Source organism: Bradyrhizobium sp. Ec3.3 (assembly GCF_000472925.1).
GTDB lineage: Bacteria > Pseudomonadota > Alphaproteobacteria > Rhizobiales > Xanthobacteraceae > Bradyrhizobium.
In genome coordinates, this window is the sequence record NZ_AXAS01000003.1 from 20,026 (window position 1) to 36,967 (window position 16,942).

The window sequence follows — 16,942 nt, forward strand, 5'->3', positions numbered from 1 at the left end:
GCGATGAACGGCCGGCTCCCCATTCTCGTCTTCGCGCTTGTCATGGCGGCGATCCCGTTCATTCCCGGCATGCCGCCGTTCTGGATCGTGCTCCTGGACAATATCGGCCTCGCCGCGCTGGTCGCGATGGGCCTCGTGCTGCTGACCGGCGTCGGCGGCCTCACCTCGTTCGGACAGGCGGCCTTCGTCGGCTTCGGCGCCTACACTACTGCAGTGCTGTCGACGGCGTATGGCCTGTCGCCCTGGCTGACCTTGCCGCTTTCGCTGCTCGTCAGCGGCCTGTTCGCGGTGCTGCTCGGGCTGATCACGGTCCGCCTTTCGGGCCACTATCTTCCGCTCGGCACGCTGGCCTGGGGGCTCGGACTGTTCTACCTCTTCAGCAAGCTCGAATTTCTGGGGCGTAACGACGGCATCTCCGCGATCCCCCCGCTATCGATCGGCACGTTCAAGATGCTCTCACCCGGCTCGATCTATTACGCGATCTGGGTTGCGGTGATCGTCTCGGCGCTGCTCACCATGAACCTGCTGGACTCCCGCACCGGCCGCGCCATCCGCGCGCTCAGGCGTGGGCATGTCGCAGCCGAAGCCTTTGGCGTGCAGACGCCGCGTGCCAAGCTGCTGGTGTTCATCCATGCCGCCGTGCTCGCAGGTCTCTCCGGCTGGCTCTATGCGCATCTCCAGCGCGCCGTGAATCCGACGCCGTTCGGCGCGCAGGCGGGCATCGAGTATCTCTTCATCGCAGTGGTCGGCGGCGCCGGCTATGTCTGGGGCGGCGTTCTCGGCGCAGCGATCGTCGTGATCCTGAAGGAGGTGCTGCAGAGCTATCTGCCGCTCATCCTGCCGGGCTCAGGACAGGTCGAGACCATCGTGTTCGGCATCATGCTGGTGGCGCTCTTGCAGCTTGCGCCCGGCGGCGTCTGGCCGTGGCTGATGTCGTTCCTGCCGCAGAAGGCAGGCGGCAGGAAGCCCGACACCTCGCTGACCCTGCCGGCACGCTTCCGCGCGCCCGGCGAGGCAAGCGTGCTGCTCCAGGTCGAAAAGGCGCGAAAGCAGTTCGGCGGCGTGATCGCGGTGAACAATGTCTCCTTCGACGTCCAGGCCCGCGAGATCGTCGCGCTGATCGGCCCGAACGGCGCCGGAAAGAGCACGACGTTCAACCTGATCACCGGTGTGCTGTCGGCCACTTCGGGCTCGATCTCGGTGCTCGGCAAGAAGGTCGACAAGGCCCCGCCTCAGGAGATCGTCAAGCTCGGCATTTCCCGCACCTTCCAGCACGTGAAGCTGGTGCCCGACATGACCGTGCTGGAAAACGTCGCGATCGGCGCGCATCTGCGCGGCCATTCCGGCCCCATTGCCTCGATGCTGCGGCTCGACCGCGCTGACGAGGCGCGGCTGCTGGCGGAAGCCGCGCGCCAGATCGAGCGCGTCGGCTTGGGCGAGCAGATGCATCAGCTCGCGGGCTCGCTCTCGCTCGGACAACAGCGCATCGTCGAGATCGCACGCGCGTTGTGCGTCGATCCGATGCTGCTGCTGCTGGACGAACCGGCCGCCGGCCTGCGCCACATGGAGAAGCAGCAGCTCGCCAAGCTGCTGCGCGACTTGCGCGACGGCGGCATGAGCGTGCTGCTGGTCGAGCACGACATGGGCTTCGTGATGAATCTGGCCGACCGGATCGTGGTGCTCGATTTCGGTACCAAGATCGCGGAAGGCACGCCCGCCACGATCAAGACCAATCCCGAAGTGATCAAGGCCTATCTCGGAGTGGCGGCATGAGCGCGCTGTTGTCAGTCACCGACGCGCATGTGTCGTACGGCAAGGTCGAGGCGGTCCGCTCGGCCTCGCTCGAGGTCGGAGCGAACGAGATCGTCACCATCGTCGGCGCCAACGGCGCCGGCAAGACCACGCTGCTCTCCGCCATCATGGGTATCCTGCCGCTGAAGGGCCGCGTCGCCTTTGCCGGGCAGGATCTCGCCCGGCTCGACATCGAGGACCGCGTCGCGATGGGGCTAGGGCTCGTGCCGGAGCACCGCGAATTGTTCGTGACCATGAATGTCGAGGACAATCTGGAGCTCGGGGCCTTCCGCATCGAGAAGAGCAGGGCGAAGAGCTCGATCGAGCGCGTCTACGCGCTGTTCCCGCGGCTGAAGGAGCGGCGCAAGCAGCTCGCCGGCACGTTGTCCGGCGGCGAGCAGCAGATGCTCGCAATGGGCCGCGCGCTGATGGGAGAACCGAAACTGCTGATGCTGGACGAGCCGAGCCTGGGCCTGGCTCCGATTATCGTCGCCGACATTTTCCGCATCGTCATCGAGCTGCGCGCCAGCGGCGTCTCGGTGTTGCTGGTCGAGCAGAATGCACAGGCCGCGCTGAAGATCGCTGACAAGGCTTACGTGATGGAGCTCGGCGAGTTCGTGCTAAGCGGAAAGGCCAGCGACATCGCGGCCAACGAGCGCGTCGCGGCGAGCTATCTCGGCTTCCAGCACGAAGGTGAGAGTGCGCTGTAGTCTTGCCGCGAACTCCACTTCCCTTCTCCCCTTGTGGGAGAAGGTGGCGCGAAGCGCCGGATGAGGGGTTCTATCCGCGAATTCATGCGAGAGATTTACTCGTGGAGAGAGACCCCTCACCCGTCTCGCCGCTACGCGGCGAGCCACCCTCTCCCACAAGGGGAGAGGGGCAGCGTCTTCGCTGCGCTAGTTTGAATGCGACACTTCAGCTAACCACCGTCCGCCCCTTCAGCGCCGCCACCTCCGCCTCCAGCTCCGCAATCCTTGCATCGCGTGCCGCGAGTGCTGCGGCGACATCCGCCGCGTCGAATTTCTGCGGGATGTGCTGCGGGCAGTTGGTGTCCCAGGCTTCGATCCTGAACACGATGACCTGCTCGGGGCGGGCCTTGTAGCCTTTTGGCATCAGCGACTGCGTCAGCGCAGGATCGTCCTCCACCACGCGCGCTTCGCCCCAGATCTTCACCCTGCGGCGATGGGCGTAGTCCATCACGAAGATATAGGCTTTTGGATTTTCGGAGAGATTTCCTTGCGTGAGGTACTGCCGGTTGCCGGCGTAGTCGGCGAAGGCGAGCGTCTGCTTGTCCAGCACCTTCAAAAAGCCCTTGGGACCACCGCGGTGCTGGATATAGGGCTGGCCGTCGGCTGAGGCCGTGGCGAGATAGAAACTGCTGGCATCGGCCAGAAACGCCGCGAGATTTTCGTCGACCTCCGTGCGCCAACCGCGCTGCTCGGCGTGGGAATAGGCCTCGCGCGAGCCTTTTCGCGTCTGAATCGATTTGACTGCCGGCGTGAAGGCGACGTCGCTGGCATAGGTATGGGCGGACGGCATCGGAGCACCTCCAAGACACCTGGCGCGTTCTCGCGTCTCTCACACGCGAGAATATGGCCTCCTTTCGATTTAGAACAATCAGCCCGCTTGACACTTCATCGTTGCGATATATGCAATAATGGCCATGGACAGGCTCGAGGCCATGCACGTCTTCGTCACCGTCGCGGAGCTGCGCGGCTTTGCGCCGGCGGCACGAAAACTGCGGCTGTCGCCCTCGGCGGTGACGCGGCTGATCGCGGCGCTGGAGGAACATCTCGGCGCCCGGCTGTTGCAGCGGACCACGCGGCAGGTCACGCTGACCGACGTCGGCACGCGCTATCTGGAGCGCGCGCGGCGGATCCTCGCCGATGTCGAGGAGGCCGACAGCTCCGCGCGGGAGGAGCGCAACCGGCCGAGCGGACGTCTCGTGGTGTCGGCACCGGTCGGGTTCGGCCGGCTCCATGTCGGGCCGGTCATGACCGCCTATCTCAAGCGCTATCCCGAAGTCGCCTGCGAACTCAGGCTGTCGGATCATCTCGTCAACCTCGTGGAAGACGCCGTCGATGCCGCGGTGCGGATCGGCCATCTCGCCGACTCGTCTCTGGTCGCGCGCCAGGTCGGCGAGATGAGGCGCATCGTCGTGGCCTCGCCCGGCTATCTGAAGCGGTACGGCGAACCAAAGACGCCGGAGGCGCTGCTCGAGCATCAGACCATCCAGTTCGGCCCGGCGACCGACCGACGCTTCCTGCGCGACGGGCGCGAGATCGAGGTGACACCGTCTCCCCGCTTCATCAGCAACAGCGCCGACGCGGCCCTGCAATATGCCGAAGCCGGCGGCGGCGTGACGCGCGTGCTGGCCTATCAGGCCGCCGAGGGCTTGAGGCGCGGCCGCCTGAAAATCGTGCTGGCGAAGTATGAGCTGCCGGCGCTGCCGATCCACATCGTCTATCCGACCTCGCGGCTGCTCTCGGCCAAGGTGCGCGCATTCATCGATCTCGTGGTGGAGACGACGAACTGGCGGTTCGGGTAGCTCTCGTGCCCCGGACGCGGCGGAGCAGGCACTGATGCGGCCCATCTCTTCGCGGACGCATGGGTCCCGGCTCTGCGGAGCGGCACTTCGCGCCGCACCGCGTCCGGGACACAAGACCGTTCACTCCTTCTTCGGCACCACGCGGAACGTGCCGCTGGCCCGCGCGATCACGACGTCGTCGGCCTTGATCAACGACTGCGCGAAGCAGATGGTGCTGCCGGTCTTGATCACCTCGCTCTCGACCGCACACCACTGGCCGATCTCGGCCGCGCCGACATAGTCGACGGCGAGCGAGATCGTCACGAAGGAGGTCCTCCAGCCCGTCGCCTGCGCGCAGCTATAGCCCATCGCGGCATCGGCAAGGGCGGCAATGAGACCGCCGTGAATGAGCCCGCGCGCGTTCGTGTGCGGCTTTGCCAGCCGCAACCCAACGATCACGGCCTTGTCGGTGCGCTTTGAATAGAGCGGCTCCCAGGGATCGGTGAGTGGGCTTTTGCGGAAATGCGGCTCGAAGCCGTCGGGAATGGCGGTGGCGCTCATATGCATCTCGCATCGTTGATTGCCGCCATTGAACGCGATGGACGTGACGGATGCATCACCTACAAAGTTTTAAACGACATTTGCGCGGGCGTTTGAAATGGGCACTCGGCTGTCACGTCACGAAGATTGTCATCACCCGCGAAAGCGGGCGATCCAGTATTCCAGAGACAGCGATGGGATACGGAGAGGCCGCGGGCGTACTGGATGCCCGCTTTCGCGGGGCATGACACCTGTGGTTAGAACGGCAGCCCGACATAATTCTCCGACAACGACGTCATCGCGGCCTGCGATTGCGTGACATAGTCGAGCTCGGCAAGCTGGATGCGGGCGCCGATGGTGCCGGTGTCGGGGAACTTGTGCAGCATCGAGGTCATCCACCAGGAGAAGCGCACGGCCTTCCAGACCCGCGCCAGCGCCTTGGTGGAATAGGCATCGATCCCGGCGCTCGACTTCTCGTCGTAATATTCGCGGAGCGCGGTTGCGAGGTAATGCGCATCTGACGCCGCGAGGTTCAACCCCTTGGCGCCGGTCGGCGGCACGATGTGGGCGGCATCGCCGCACAGGAACATCCGGCCAAAGCGCATCGGCTCGGCGACGAAGCTGCGCAAGGGCGCGATGCTCTTCTCGATCGAGGGTCCCGTGACGAGGCTGTCGGCCGCCTCCTGATCGATCCGGCGCTTCAACTCGTCCCAGAAGCGATCATCCGGCCACTGGTCGACGTGATCGTCGAGCGAGCACTGAACGTAATGCCGGCTGCGTTTCGTCGAGCGCATGGTGCAGAGCGCAAAACCGCGAGCGTGATTGGAATAGATCAGCTCATGACTGACCGGCGGCGTATCGGACAAAATGCCGAGCCAGCCGAACGGATAGATCCGCTCGAACTCCTCGATCGCCGACGGCTTGACACTGGCGCGGCTGACGCCGTGGAAACCATCGCAGCCGGCGATGAAGTCGCAGAGAATCTCGTGGCTGACGCCGTCCTTGACGTAGGTTACGCGCGGGTGACTGCCGTCGAAATCATGCGGCTGCACGTCCTTGGACTCGTAGATCGAGGTCAGTCCCGCCGCCTTCCGCGCATTCATCAAATCGAGGGTCACCTCGGTCTGGCCGTAGATCATGACCGTCTTGCCGGTCGCTGCCTTCATGTCGATGCGGTGACGGCGGCCGGAAAAGGCAAGCTCGATGCCCTCATGCAAGAGGCCCTCGGCATGCGCGCGCGCTCCTGCGCCGACTTCGTCGAGCAGCGCAACGGTTCCCTCCTCGAGAAGGCCGGCGCGGATGCGCCCGAGCACGTAGTCCGGGCTCTGCCGCTCGAGAATGACATTGTCGATGCCGTAACTGTGCAGCAATTGGCCAAGCAGTAGTCCCGCCGGCCCAGCGCCGATGATTGCGACTTTTGTCCGCAATACTTGCTCCTCCCGATCCTGTAGGGTGCGGCGCGAGCTTGCTTGTCGCGGTCGTCCGCGCGCGATAATTATAACATATAACGTTTGAGCAAAAGGGAGTGCCATTCGCCGCAGCGCGACATATCCGGGCGACAGCTTTCCGCGAGACGAAAGCAGCCGCGCTGCCAGTTCCGGCTTGAACCCGCGATCCAATTATATAACATGTTAAATAACGAGACCGGGCCGAAGAAGCCTGCGGTCAAGAACAGGGAGAGACGAGCAATGAGGAAAGCCTGTCTGGCGTTGCTGCTGGCAGCAAGCGTGACGCCTGCCTTCGCGCAGGACAAGAATTTCGATCTGAAGATCTCGCACTGGGTGCCGGCCTCGCATCCGCTTCAGAAATCGCTGGAAGACTGGGCTGCCGCGGTGGAGAAGGATTCCGGCGGCACCATCAAGAGCAAGGTGTTCCCGGCGCAGCAACTCGGCAAGGCGTTCGACCATTATGACATGGCCCGCGACGGCATCGCCGATGTCACCTATGTCAATCCGGGCTACCAGCCCGGCCGCTTCCCAATCGTCGGCGCCGGCGAATTGCCGTTCCTGGTCTCGGACGCCAAGGGCGGCTCGATGGGGCTCGATGCCTGGTATCGCAAATATGCCGAGAAGGAGATGAAGGACGTCAAATACTGTCTCGCCTTCGTCCACTCGCCCTCCTCGTTCCACTCCCGCACCAAGAAGATCGTGGTGCCGGAGGACGTGAAGGGGCTGAAGATCCGCCCGGCCCACGCCACCATGGCGAATTTCGTCACCTCGCTCGGCGGCACCAACGTGCAGTCCTCCGCGCCCGAAGTGCGCGACATCATCGAGCGCGGCGTCGCCGACGGCGTCACCTTCCCGTGGGGCTCGCTGTTGCTGTTCGGCATCGACAAGGTGACGAAGTACGACATGGAGGCGCCGCTCTATGTCACGACGTTCGTCTTCGTGATGAACAAGGACAAATACAATGCGATGTCCGACAGGCAGAAGGCGGCGATCGACAAGAACTGCACGACCGAGATGGCCGGCGTGGTCGGCGAGCACTGGGGCAAGTTCGAGGACGCCGGCATCGACAAGATCAAGGCGGAGGAAGGCCACGAGGTCTACAAGCTGAACCCGGAGCAGACCGCGTCCTGGAAGAAGGCCGCCGTGCCGCTGGTCAAGACCTGGGGCGAGGGCGTGAAGAAGACCGGCACTGATCCGGACGCAGCGCTTGCCGAGCTGAAGGCCTCGCTGAAGAAATACAACGCGCTGGCGGAGTGACGCGACGCCGTCGCGGGAGAGCTCTTCTTCCCCCTCTCCCCGTTCTTGCGGGGCCGCGACGAGCTTCGCTCGCGCTGGGAGGGTTGGGGTGAGGGGCAGCTTCCGCAGATATGGTGACAGACAGACTCGCGGAGACTCCCCCTCACCCGGAATCCGCGCTTACGCGCGCATTCCGACCTCTCCCCGCAAGCAGGGCGAGGTGAAGTACGCGGCGAGACCGGACACAAGCAAATGACATCACGCAAAGGGATCACCACCCCATGAAGCGCGCCTGGATGGATCGCTTTATCGACACGATCGAATGGATCGCGGCCGGCTTCGTCGGCCTCGTCGCGCTCGACATCTTCGTTTCTGTCCTGCTGCGCAACACGCTGAACTATTCGATCCCCGACAGCTTCGACATCGGCCGCATGCTGCTCGGCATCCTGATCTTCTGGGGCATCGCCGCGACCTCCTATCGCGGCACGCACATCACGGTCGACCTGATCTGGGCCAATTCAAGCCCGCGCTACCAGCGCTGGATCGACGTGTTCGCAACGCTGGTGCTGCTGTTCGTCGTCACGGTGCAGACCTGGACGCTGTTCGACAAGGTACGCGGCACTTACAACGACAACGTCCAGACCTTCGACATGCACATGCCGACCTGGCCGTTCTTTGCGATCGCCTGGATCGGCGACGTCTCGGCGGTGCTGCTGATCGCGATCCGCACCTACCGGCTGATCTTCCACCCCGAAGAAATGCACGATCCCAAGCTGAAGGCGACGGAGTAATCATGAGCACCGATGCCGTCGCCGTAATCGGCTTCGTTTCCTTGTTTCTCCTGATGCTGCTGCGCGTGCCGGTCGGCATGGCCATGGGCCTCGTCGGCGTGTCCGGCTTCTCCTATCTGGTCGGCGCCACGCCGGCGCTGAAACTGGTCGGCCAGACGTCGATGCGCACGGTCACCGACTACACTTTTGGCGTCATCCCGATGTTCTTGCTGATGGGCTCCTTCGTCAGCAATTCCGGCATGAGCCGCGAGCTATTCCGCGCCGCCAACGGCTTCGTCGGCCATCTGCGCGGCGGCCTCGGCATCGCGACCGTCGGCGCCTGCGGCGGCTTTGCCGCGATCTGCGGCTCCTCCGTCGCAACAGCAGCGACCTTCTCCGCCGTCGCCTACCCCGAGATGCGCCGCTTCGGCTATCCGCAATCCTTTGCCACCGGCGTGATCGCGGCCGGCGGCACGCTAGGTGCAATGCTGCCGCCCTCCACCGTGCTCGCGGTCTACGGCATCATCACCGAACAGGACATCGGAAAGCTCTTCATCGCCGGCATCATCCCTGGCCTGCTCGCGATGAGCATGTACATGATCACCATCGGCCTGATCGGATACTTCCGTCCGGATTTTTTGCCAAAGGGCAAGAAGCTGCCATGGAACGAGCGCTTTGCGGGCCTGAAGGACATCTGGGCGCCGGTCTTGCTGTTCATCTTCGTCATCGGCGGCCTCTACGGCCTGCCCTTCCTGCCGCGCTTCACGCCGACCGAAGCCGGCGGCGTCGGCGCCACCGGCGCCTTCATCATCGGCGTGCTCACCGGGCGGCTCGACCGCGAGAAGATTTTGGCCTCGCTCCTGCAAGCGACGCGCACCGCGGCCGCCGTGTTTACCGTGCTGATCGGCGCGCTGATCTTCGGCTATTTCCTCACGGTGACGCAGACCCCGCAGAAGGTCACGGAATTCCTCACTGGCCTCGGCCTCGGCTCTTATGGCGTGCTGGCGCTGATCATGGTGATGTATCTCGTGCTCGGCTGCCTGATGGACGCCATGGCGATGATCATCCTGACCGTGCCGATCATCTTCCCCGTGATCACACATCTCGGCTTCGATCCGATCTGGTTCGGCGTCATCATCGTGATGACGGTCGAGCTCGGCCTGATCCACCCGCCGGTCGGCATGAACGTCTTCGTCATCAAGAGCGTGGTGAAGGATGTGTCCTTCTCCACCATCTTCAAGGGCGTGATCCCGTTCGTGGCCACCGACCTGGTGCGCCTCGTGATCCTGATCGCCTTCCCGCTGCTTGCGACCTGGCTGCCGACGCGGATGATGGCGCATTAGGGGGTGGCGATGACCACGCCTGAGCTCGAGACAAAGTACGTCTTCACGATCACCGCCCGTATCGGTGACGTCATCACCGCCGGCGAAACCGGCACGGGTGTCCGCCGCATCATCCCGATCATCGGCGGCGAGGTGCGGGGTGCTGTCAACGGCAAGGTCTTGCCGTTCGGCGCCGACTTCCAGATCATCCGCCCCAGCGAGCTGATCGACCTGGAAGCCAAGTACGCCTTCGAAACCGATGACGGCGCCATTGTCTATGTCGAGAACAAGGGCATCCGCTTCGGCCCGGTGGACCTGCTGCAGAAGCTCAAGCGCGGCGAGCCCGTCGACCCCGAGCTGATCTACTTCCGCACCGTGCCGAGGTTCGAGACCGGGCACGAGAAGTACCGCTGGCTGATGCAGCACATCTTCGTCGCCTCAGCCGCGCGGCACGCGGACCGCGTGGTGATCGACGTGCATCAGGTGATGTGAGGTCTTTTCGCGAGCGCCGCAACTGGATCGCAATTCTGCCCCCTCGTCATTGCGCGGAGCGAAACGAGGAAGCAATCCAGAATTCCTCCGCGGAAAGACCCTGGATTGCTTCGCTGCGCTCGCAATGACGAGGATATTGCATCAGCAGCGCCTCACACTCCGCTCGTCGTCCCGGAGCGCGACAAAGTCGCGAGCCCGGGCCCCATAACTCCGGGATAGAGTTGTTGGGGAAATTCGGGCCACGAGCCTTCGCCAAACTTCTCCCTGGGGTTATCTCGACGAGCGCAAGCGCATGCGCGGGGGTCCCGGCCTTCGCCGGGACGACACCGGATGTGGACCGCCCCCGCCTACCCAGCTGATGCCCGGAACTCGCCACCCCCGTATTGACTCCCCCGAAATTCGTTATACAACATAACTATTCTGAAAAGGACGCAAATGACCCAGGGAAACGCCGATACCGCAGCAGCGGGACCTGATGCGCTGCTCAAGATCGAGAGGGCGGACAAGGTCTTGACCGTGGGCCTGAACCGGCCGGCCAAGCGCAATGCGCTCAATGACGGTATCATTCACGCGATCGGCGACTGCTTTGCGACGCTGCCGGACGACATCGGCGCGGTCGTCATCCATGGCATCGGCGACCATTTCTCCTCCGGCCTCGATCTCTCCGAGCTGACCGACCACGACGCCACTGGCGGCCTCCTTCACTCCCAGATGTGGCACCGGGTGTTCGACCGCATCCAGTACAGTCGCGTGCCCGTGATTGCTGCGCTGAAGGGTGCTGTGATCGGCGGCGGGCTGGAGCTGGCCTGCGCCGCGCATATCCGCGTCGCCGAGCCCTCGACCTATTTTGCGCTGCCGGAGGGCCAGCGCGGCATCTTCGTCGGAGGCGGCGGCTCGGTGCGGCTGCCGCGCCTGATCGGCGTCGCGCGAATGATGGACATGATGCTGACCGGCCGCGTCTATCCCGCGACCGAAGGCGCCTCCTACGGCTTTGCGCAATATCTGACCGAGGAAGGCGGCTCGCTGACGAAGTCGCTCGAGCTCGCCGCGCGCATCGCCTCGAACGCGCCGCTGACGAATTTCGCCGTGCTCCAGGCGCTACCGATGATCGCCGAGGCCAATCCGCAGGCCGGCCTGTTGATGGAATCGCTGATGGCGACGGTTGCCCAGAGCGACAAGGAAGCCAAGCGCCGGATCCGCGAGTTCCTCGAGCACAAGACCGCCAAGGTGAAGCCCAAGTCATGAGCGCGAAGCCGTCCTCTTCCACCACGGAGCGCGGGGCGAGCACCTCCCCGCTGCGGCCGATCTCGTTCGGCGATCCCGTCGTCAACATCGAGCGGCGCGATGACGGCACGATTTACTTGCGGCCGAAACAGCCGCTCGGCGACTATCCGGTACGCATCACCGACCGCCTGCATCATTGGGCGAAGACGACGCCGGATCGCGTCTTCATGGCCGAGCGCGAAGGCGGCCGCGACTGGCGCAAGATCACCTATGCCGAGCTCCTCACCGCGAGCCGGCACATCGCATCTAGCCTGATCCAGCGTGGCCTGTCGGCAGAGAAGCCCGTCGTCATCCTCTCCGGCAATTCGATCGACCACGCGCTGCTCGCCTTCGGCGCGTACTATGCCGGCGTGCCGTTCTGCCCGGTCTCGCCGGCCTATTCGCTGGTCTCGAAGGACTACGGCAAGCTCTCTTATCTGATGAAGCTGCTGACGCCCGGCCTCGTCTTTGCCGAGGACGCCGACAGGTTTGCGGACGCGCTTGCCACCAACGTCTCGCCCGGCACCGAGATCGCCGCGTCCTACGGCACCGTGCCGGGACGCAACGTCACGCTGCTCGCCGACCTCATGGCAACGCCAATCCATCCTGCACTCGACGAGCTGCACGGGAGAATCGGCCCCGACACGATCGCCAAATTCCTGCTGACGTCAGGCTCGACCGGCAATCCCAAGGCCGTCATCAACACGCAGCGCATGATCTGCGCCAACCAGGTGATGCTGCGCGAGACACTGGCGTTCCTGAAGGACGAGCCGCCGGTCATCATCGACTGGCTGCCCTGGAACCACACCTTTGGCGGCAATCACAATATAGGCCTGACGCTCTATAACGGCGGCTCGATGTATCTCGATGCCGGCAAGCCGGTGCCTGGAGGCATCGAGGAGACCGTGCGCAATCTCCAGGAGATTTCGCCGACGGTCTATTTCAACGTGCCGAAGGGCTACGAATCGCTGCTGCCCTATTTGCGCGACGACCAGGGCTTGCGCGCAAAGTTCTTCGACCGCCTGCATGCGATGTTCTTCTCCGGCGCGGCGCTCTCGCCCTTCGTCTGGAACAGCCTCGACGAGCTCGCGGTAAAGGAGAAGGGCTATCGCGTGCCGATGCTCACGGGCTTAGGCGCCACCGAGACTGCGCCGTTCTTCATGTCGGTCAATCCACGCACCAGCCGCTCCGGCCATGTCGGCCTGCCCGTCTCCGGCAATGACGCCAAGCTCGTGCCGAACAACGGCAAGCTGGAAGTGCGTGCCAAGGGCCCGAACGTCATGCCCGGCTACTGGCGCCAGCCCGACGTCACGGCAAAATCCTTCGACGAGGAAGGTTTCTACAAGCTCGGCGATGCGCTGAAGCCCGCCGATCCTGATGACCTCAATGCCGGCTTCGACTTCGACGGCCGCGTCAGTGAGGACTTCAAGCTCGCGAGCGGCACCTGGGTCAGCGTCGGCCCCCTGCGCGCGCGCTTCGTTGCGGCCTGCGCGCCGCTGGTGCGCGACGTCGTCATCGCCGGCATCAACCGCGACGAGATTTCCGCGCTCGTGGTGCTCGACCTCGACGGCTGCCGCCTGATCAACCCGACGCTGCCGGCGGACGATCTCGTCGTCACCACGCGTGACCGTCTCGTCCGCGAGGCGTTCCGCGAGCGCCTCACCCAGTTCCTCGGCTCGGCCACCGGCTCCTCGACCAGGATCACCCGTGCGATCCTTCTGGACGCGCCGCTCTCGATCGACAAGGGCGAGGTTACCGACAAAGGCTCGATCAACCAGCGCGCCGTGATCGAGCATCGCAGCCTCCTGATTGACGAGCTCTATGCTGCAAATCCATCGGACCGTGTGATATCGGTCGCCTAGAAACAATCCGCCAAAGGAGAACGCCATGTTGTTGAAGGATCAGGCAGCCATCGTCACCGGCGGTGCATCGGGACTGGGTGCGGCGACCGCACGCAAGCTGGCGGCGCAGGGCGCCAAGGTCGCGGTGTGCGACCTCAATACCAAGCTCGCCGAAACCGTTGCGGCAGAGATCAAGGGCGTGGCCGTGACCTGCGACGTCTCCGACGCCGCCTCGGCCGAAGCCGCGATCGCGGCGGCCACCAAGGCCCACGGTCCACCCCGCGTGCTCGTCAACTGCGCCGGCATCGGCGTTGCCAAACGCGTGGTCGGCCGCGACGGTCCGATGGCGCTTGCCGATTTCGACAAGGTGATCAAGGTCAACCTGATCGGCACCTTCAACATGCTGCGTCTTGCCGCCACCGAGATGTCCAAGCTCGAGCCGCAGGCCAGCGGCGAGCGCGGTGTCATCATCAACACCGCTTCCGTCGCCGCCTATGACGGCCAGATCGGCCAGTCCGCCTATTCGGCGTCCAAGGGCGGCATCGTCGGCATGACGCTGCCGATCGCGCGCGAGCTAGCGCAGTTCGGCGTCCGCGTGCTGACCATTGCCCCCGGCCTGTTCCTCACGCCGCTGCTTGCCAACCTGCCGCAGGAGGCGCAGGACTCGCTCGCCGCCGCGATCCCGTTCCCGCGCCGCCTTGGCAATGCCGACGAGTTCGCCGCGCTTGCACTGCATATGGTCGAGAATGCCTATCTCAACGGCGAGGTGGTGCGGCTCGACGGCTCGCTGCGCATGGCGCCGAAGTAAACCGAATGACTGAATTTGTAGCCGCGATTTCAACCTTACCTCTCCCTCGGGAGAGGTGGGGCGCAGCATTAGTGGGTACATAACGCATGTTCGTTCATCGGCGCGACGTTCAGATCCAGTGGGGCGACTGCGACCCCGCCAACATCGTCTATTACCCGCGCTACTTCTCGATGTTCGACGATTCGACCTCGGTCCTGTTCGAGAAGGCCGGCTTCTCGAAGCAGGACCTGATCCACAAATGCGGCCTGGTCGGCATTCCCATGGTCGACACGCGGGCGAAGTTCTACATCCCCTCGACCCATGGCGACTGGATCACCATCGAGACGAAGATCGAGAGCATCAAGCGCTCGAGCTTCGAGGTGAAGCACAACGTCTACAAGGGCGAGGCCCTGGCAATCGAGGCCTTCGAGACCCGCGTCCTCGTCGGCCGCGACCCGGCCAATCCCGACAAGCTGAAATCCGCGCCGTTTCCGCCGGAGATGGTGGCCAAATTCGTGGGCAACTAGATTCTGGAGCTAAATCGCCGCACCGCCCAAAGACGGGGCTGAATTCGATCACAAAGTCTGCTTTCAAAGACACACCTTAAGGGAGGAAAGAATGAAACGGTTTTACCTGAGCGCCGCGATAACAGCGGCAACACTGGCTCTGCCGGCGCTGCCCGCGATGGCCCAGACCAACGAACTCACCATCGGCATCACCACCACCACGACCGGCCCGGGCGCGGCGCTCGGCATTCCCGAGCGCAACGCGCTGGAGTTCGTGCCGAAGGAAATCGCCGGCGTGCCGCTGAAGGTGATCGTGCTCGATGACGGCGGCGATCCGACCACTGCGACCACCAACGCGCGGCGCTTCGTCACGGAATCCAAGGCCGACATCATCATGGGCTCGGCGCTGACGCCGCCGACGATCGCGGTTTCCAATGTCGCCAACGAAGCCGGCATTCCGCATTTCGGCCTCGCCCCCTTCCCGATCACGCCGGAGCGGGCGAAGTGGTCGGTCGCGATGCCACAGCCGATCCCGATCGTGGGCAAGGTGTTGTACGATCACATGAAGACCAAGGGCGTGAAGACGGTCGGCTACATCGGCTATTCTGACTCCTATGGCGACCTCTGGTTCAACGACCTGAAGGCGCAGACCGGGCCGATGGGCATCACCATCGCGGACGAGGAGCGCTTCGCGCGTCCCGATACGTCGGTGACCGGACAGGTGCTCAAGCTCGTCGCGGCCAATCCCGATGCGATCCTGGTCGGCGCGTCCGGCACCGCGGCGGCACTGCCGCAGACGGAGCTGCGTGAGCGCGGCTATCAGGGCCTGATCTACCAGACCCATGGTGCGGCGAGCATGGACTTCATCCGCATTGCCGGCAAGGCGGCGGAAGGCGTGCTGATGGCCTCGGGGCCCGTGATGGATCCGGAAGACCAGCCGGACGAGGCGCAGACCAAGAAGCCGGGTCTTGCGCTCAACACCGCCTATGAAGGCAAGTATGGCCCGAACAGCCGCAGCCAGTTCGCCGGCCACTCCTACGACGCCTTCGAGCTCCTGAAGCGCATCATTCCGACGGCGCTGAAGACCGCCAAGCCGGGCACGCCGGAATTCCGCGAGGCGATCCGCCAGGCCCTGCTGTCGGAGAAGGAATTGGCCGCAAGCCAGGGCGTCTACAACTTCACCGAAAAGGATCGCTACGGCCTCGACGAGCGCTCGCGCATCCTGCTCACGGTATCGAACGGCAAGTACAAGCTGGTGAAGTGAGCGCGCCCATCATTCGAGCCCGATCAGAGCCGGCCCCTTGGGCCGGCTCCTTTTCTTTGTCACGCCGCCTGCCGCAGCTTCGTCCAGGCGAACTCCGGATAGTACTGATCCATCATGCGGTCGACATAGGCGGTGAGGTTCGGAAACTCTTCCGCACGCTCGCGCAGCTTGGATTCGAAGAACGGCGTCAAAATTCCCGCGAGCGCACCGAAGGCGGTGGCGTCGACGCCTGAGGGCTTGTTGCCCATCAAATAGGCCTTGTCGCCGAGCTGCACGGACAGTGCAAACAGCGAGCGCACGGCGAGATCGACGTCGTCATCGGGCGCGTGGCGGCCAAGACCTGACAGCAGATAGTTCTCGGCGACGCGGAATTGCGCATCCTCCCGTAGCTTCTCGCGGTTGTGCTCCGGCGCGCCATCGAAGAAATGCGCCGGGCCCTTGGCGAAATTGACCGGGTCCACCCAGCGCGCGCCGACCAGTCCCCAATAGACGTGATGTTCGATCATGCGCTCGAAGGCCCAGGCCTGGGCGCGTTCCTGCAATGACAGGCCGGCATCGAAGTCGAAACCATAGCGACGTTCGATATGCGCCCGGATGAAGGTGGAATCGGCAACTGCCTCGCCATCGTCGTCGATGAACGGCAACTGCCCCTTGGGCGAAGCGGGCGGCATCGCCCGTTCCTTCCGGTAGGGCAGTCCTGCCATCTTCAACTGCACCTCAGTCTTGGTGACGAAGGGGCTGATTTCCGGCAGGCCGAAGCCGATGCCAAAGCCGTAAAGCGTGATCATGCTATTGCTCCTGATCCCCGAAACCGTTGTTGGAACCTACCGACCGGCTGCTGCCACCATGGTGGCAGCAGCCGTGATATCCTGCGCGAAACGGGCCCCCTGCCAGGCGCGGCCCATGACGTGGCGAACCACGGCGTCCGCAGCCCCGAGCAGCGAGCGTGCGATGAGAGCGACGATCGCGAGACGGAGATCGACGAACATGAGAGCGAACGCGCCGAGACGGCCAAGAGTGAAGGTTTGCAGCAAGGCCTGCACCCGCCACAGCGGGCTCGCCTGGCTAAAGGTGGTGGGAAGCATCATGGACAAATCCTCTTCATTCGAAGTGTTGTCCCGGTATAAAACTCCCCTGCTGCCAACATCCTGTCAG

At 64.0% G+C, this 16,942-nt stretch carries 17 protein-coding genes; 12 read left to right on the forward strand and 5 right to left on the reverse strand.

Annotated elements, in window-relative coordinates; all coding sequences use genetic code 11:
• Nucleotides 1-3: 3 nt before the first annotated feature.
• Together YUU_RS50040 and YUU_RS0104635 are read left to right on the forward strand one after the other, a co-directional pair.
• Nucleotides 4-1,773: an ATP-binding cassette domain-containing protein gene (locus tag YUU_RS50040; protein WP_051389615.1), complete on the forward strand. Its 1,770-nt coding sequence runs from the start codon at nt 4-6 to the stop codon at nt 1,771-1,773.
• Nucleotides 1,770-2,501, forward strand: coding sequence for an ABC transporter ATP-binding protein (locus YUU_RS0104635; RefSeq protein WP_027521317.1), 732 nt, complete (start codon nt 1,770-1,772; stop codon nt 2,499-2,501). Before YUU_RS50040 ends, YUU_RS0104635 begins: the two co-directional genes overlap by 4 nt.
• A gap of 205 nt (nt 2,502-2,706) precedes the next feature.
• Here the strand turns inward: YUU_RS0104635 and YUU_RS0104640 are convergent, their stop codons facing one another.
• Entirely contained in the window at nt 2,707-3,330 is a 624-nt protein-coding gene (locus YUU_RS0104640; protein ID WP_027521318.1) for a pyridoxamine 5'-phosphate oxidase family protein, read from the reverse strand.
• 124 nt (nt 3,331-3,454) lie between these two features.
• Here YUU_RS0104640 and YUU_RS0104645 point away from each other — a divergent pair, with 124 nt between their 5' ends.
• On the forward strand, nt 3,455-4,339 hold the full coding sequence (locus YUU_RS0104645) for a LysR family transcriptional regulator (protein ID WP_027521319.1): 885 nt from the start codon (nt 3,455-3,457) through the stop codon (nt 4,337-4,339).
• Nucleotides 4,340-4,459: 120 nt separating this feature from the next.
• On the opposite strand, the gene YUU_RS0104650 is transcribed toward YUU_RS0104645, so the two are convergent.
• Both YUU_RS0104650 and pobA read right to left on the reverse strand, forming a co-directional pair.
• The gene (locus tag YUU_RS0104650) at nt 4,460-4,879 is read right to left on the reverse strand and encodes a PaaI family thioesterase (RefSeq protein ID WP_027521320.1); all 420 of its coding nucleotides are present in this window, start codon (nt 4,877-4,879) and stop codon (nt 4,460-4,462) included.
• Nucleotides 4,880-5,115: 236 nt separating this feature from the next.
• A complete protein-coding gene (gene pobA / locus YUU_RS0104655; protein WP_027521321.1) occupies nt 5,116-6,285 on the reverse strand; it encodes a 4-hydroxybenzoate 3-monooxygenase in 1,170 nt (389 codons plus the stop codon).
• 261 nt (nt 6,286-6,546) lie between these two features.
• Here pobA and YUU_RS0104660 point away from each other — a divergent pair, with 261 nt between their 5' ends.
• The 9 genes from YUU_RS0104660 to YUU_RS0104700 all read left to right on the forward strand — a co-directional run bounded on the left by YUU_RS0104660 (nt 6,547) and on the right by YUU_RS0104700 (nt 15,787).
• Entirely contained in the window at nt 6,547-7,563 is a 1,017-nt protein-coding gene (locus YUU_RS0104660; RefSeq protein WP_027521322.1) for a TRAP transporter substrate-binding protein, read from the forward strand.
• A gap of 260 nt (nt 7,564-7,823) precedes the next feature.
• The gene (locus YUU_RS0104665; protein ID WP_027521323.1) at nt 7,824-8,333 is read left to right on the forward strand and encodes a TRAP transporter small permease; all 510 of its coding nucleotides are present in this window, start codon (nt 7,824-7,826) and stop codon (nt 8,331-8,333) included.
• A 2-nt stretch (nt 8,334-8,335) separates the two neighbouring features.
• Nucleotides 8,336-9,655, forward strand: a complete 1,320-nt coding sequence (locus YUU_RS0104670; protein ID WP_027521324.1) for a TRAP transporter large permease — start codon at nt 8,336-8,338, stop codon at nt 9,653-9,655.
• 9 nt (nt 9,656-9,664) lie between these two features.
• A complete protein-coding gene (locus YUU_RS0104675) occupies nt 9,665-10,126 on the forward strand; it encodes a DUF3237 domain-containing protein (RefSeq protein ID WP_027521325.1) in 462 nt (153 codons plus the stop codon).
• 435 nt (nt 10,127-10,561) lie between these two features.
• The gene (locus YUU_RS0104680) at nt 10,562-11,371 is read left to right on the forward strand and encodes a crotonase/enoyl-CoA hydratase family protein (RefSeq protein ID WP_027521326.1); all 810 of its coding nucleotides are present in this window, start codon (nt 10,562-10,564) and stop codon (nt 11,369-11,371) included.
• Entirely contained in the window at nt 11,368-13,251 is a 1,884-nt protein-coding gene (locus YUU_RS0104685; protein WP_027521327.1) for a feruloyl-CoA synthase, read from the forward strand. Before YUU_RS0104680 ends, YUU_RS0104685 begins: the two co-directional genes overlap by 4 nt.
• Before the next feature lie 25 nt (nt 13,252-13,276).
• Nucleotides 13,277-14,038, forward strand: a complete 762-nt coding sequence (locus YUU_RS0104690) for an SDR family NAD(P)-dependent oxidoreductase (RefSeq protein WP_027521328.1) — start codon at nt 13,277-13,279, stop codon at nt 14,036-14,038.
• 86 nt (nt 14,039-14,124) lie between these two features.
• The gene (locus tag YUU_RS0104695) at nt 14,125-14,544 is read left to right on the forward strand and encodes a thioesterase family protein (RefSeq protein ID WP_027521329.1); all 420 of its coding nucleotides are present in this window, start codon (nt 14,125-14,127) and stop codon (nt 14,542-14,544) included.
• Between the two features lie 91 nt (nt 14,545-14,635).
• Nucleotides 14,636-15,787 (forward strand): ABC transporter substrate-binding protein, encoded by a 1,152-nt coding sequence (locus YUU_RS0104700; RefSeq protein WP_027521330.1) that lies wholly within the window; start codon nt 14,636-14,638, stop codon nt 15,785-15,787.
• Between the two features lie 59 nt (nt 15,788-15,846).
• Here the strand turns inward: YUU_RS0104700 and YUU_RS0104705 are convergent, their stop codons facing one another.
• Together YUU_RS0104705 and YUU_RS0104710 are read right to left on the reverse strand one after the other, a co-directional pair.
• Nucleotides 15,847-16,575, reverse strand: a complete 729-nt coding sequence (locus tag YUU_RS0104705; protein ID WP_027521331.1) for a glutathione S-transferase family protein — start codon at nt 16,573-16,575, stop codon at nt 15,847-15,849.
• Between the two features lie 36 nt (nt 16,576-16,611).
• Entirely contained in the window at nt 16,612-16,875 is a 264-nt protein-coding gene (locus tag YUU_RS0104710) for a hypothetical protein (protein WP_027521332.1), read from the reverse strand.
• Between the last annotated feature and the right edge of the window lie 67 nt (nt 16,876-16,942).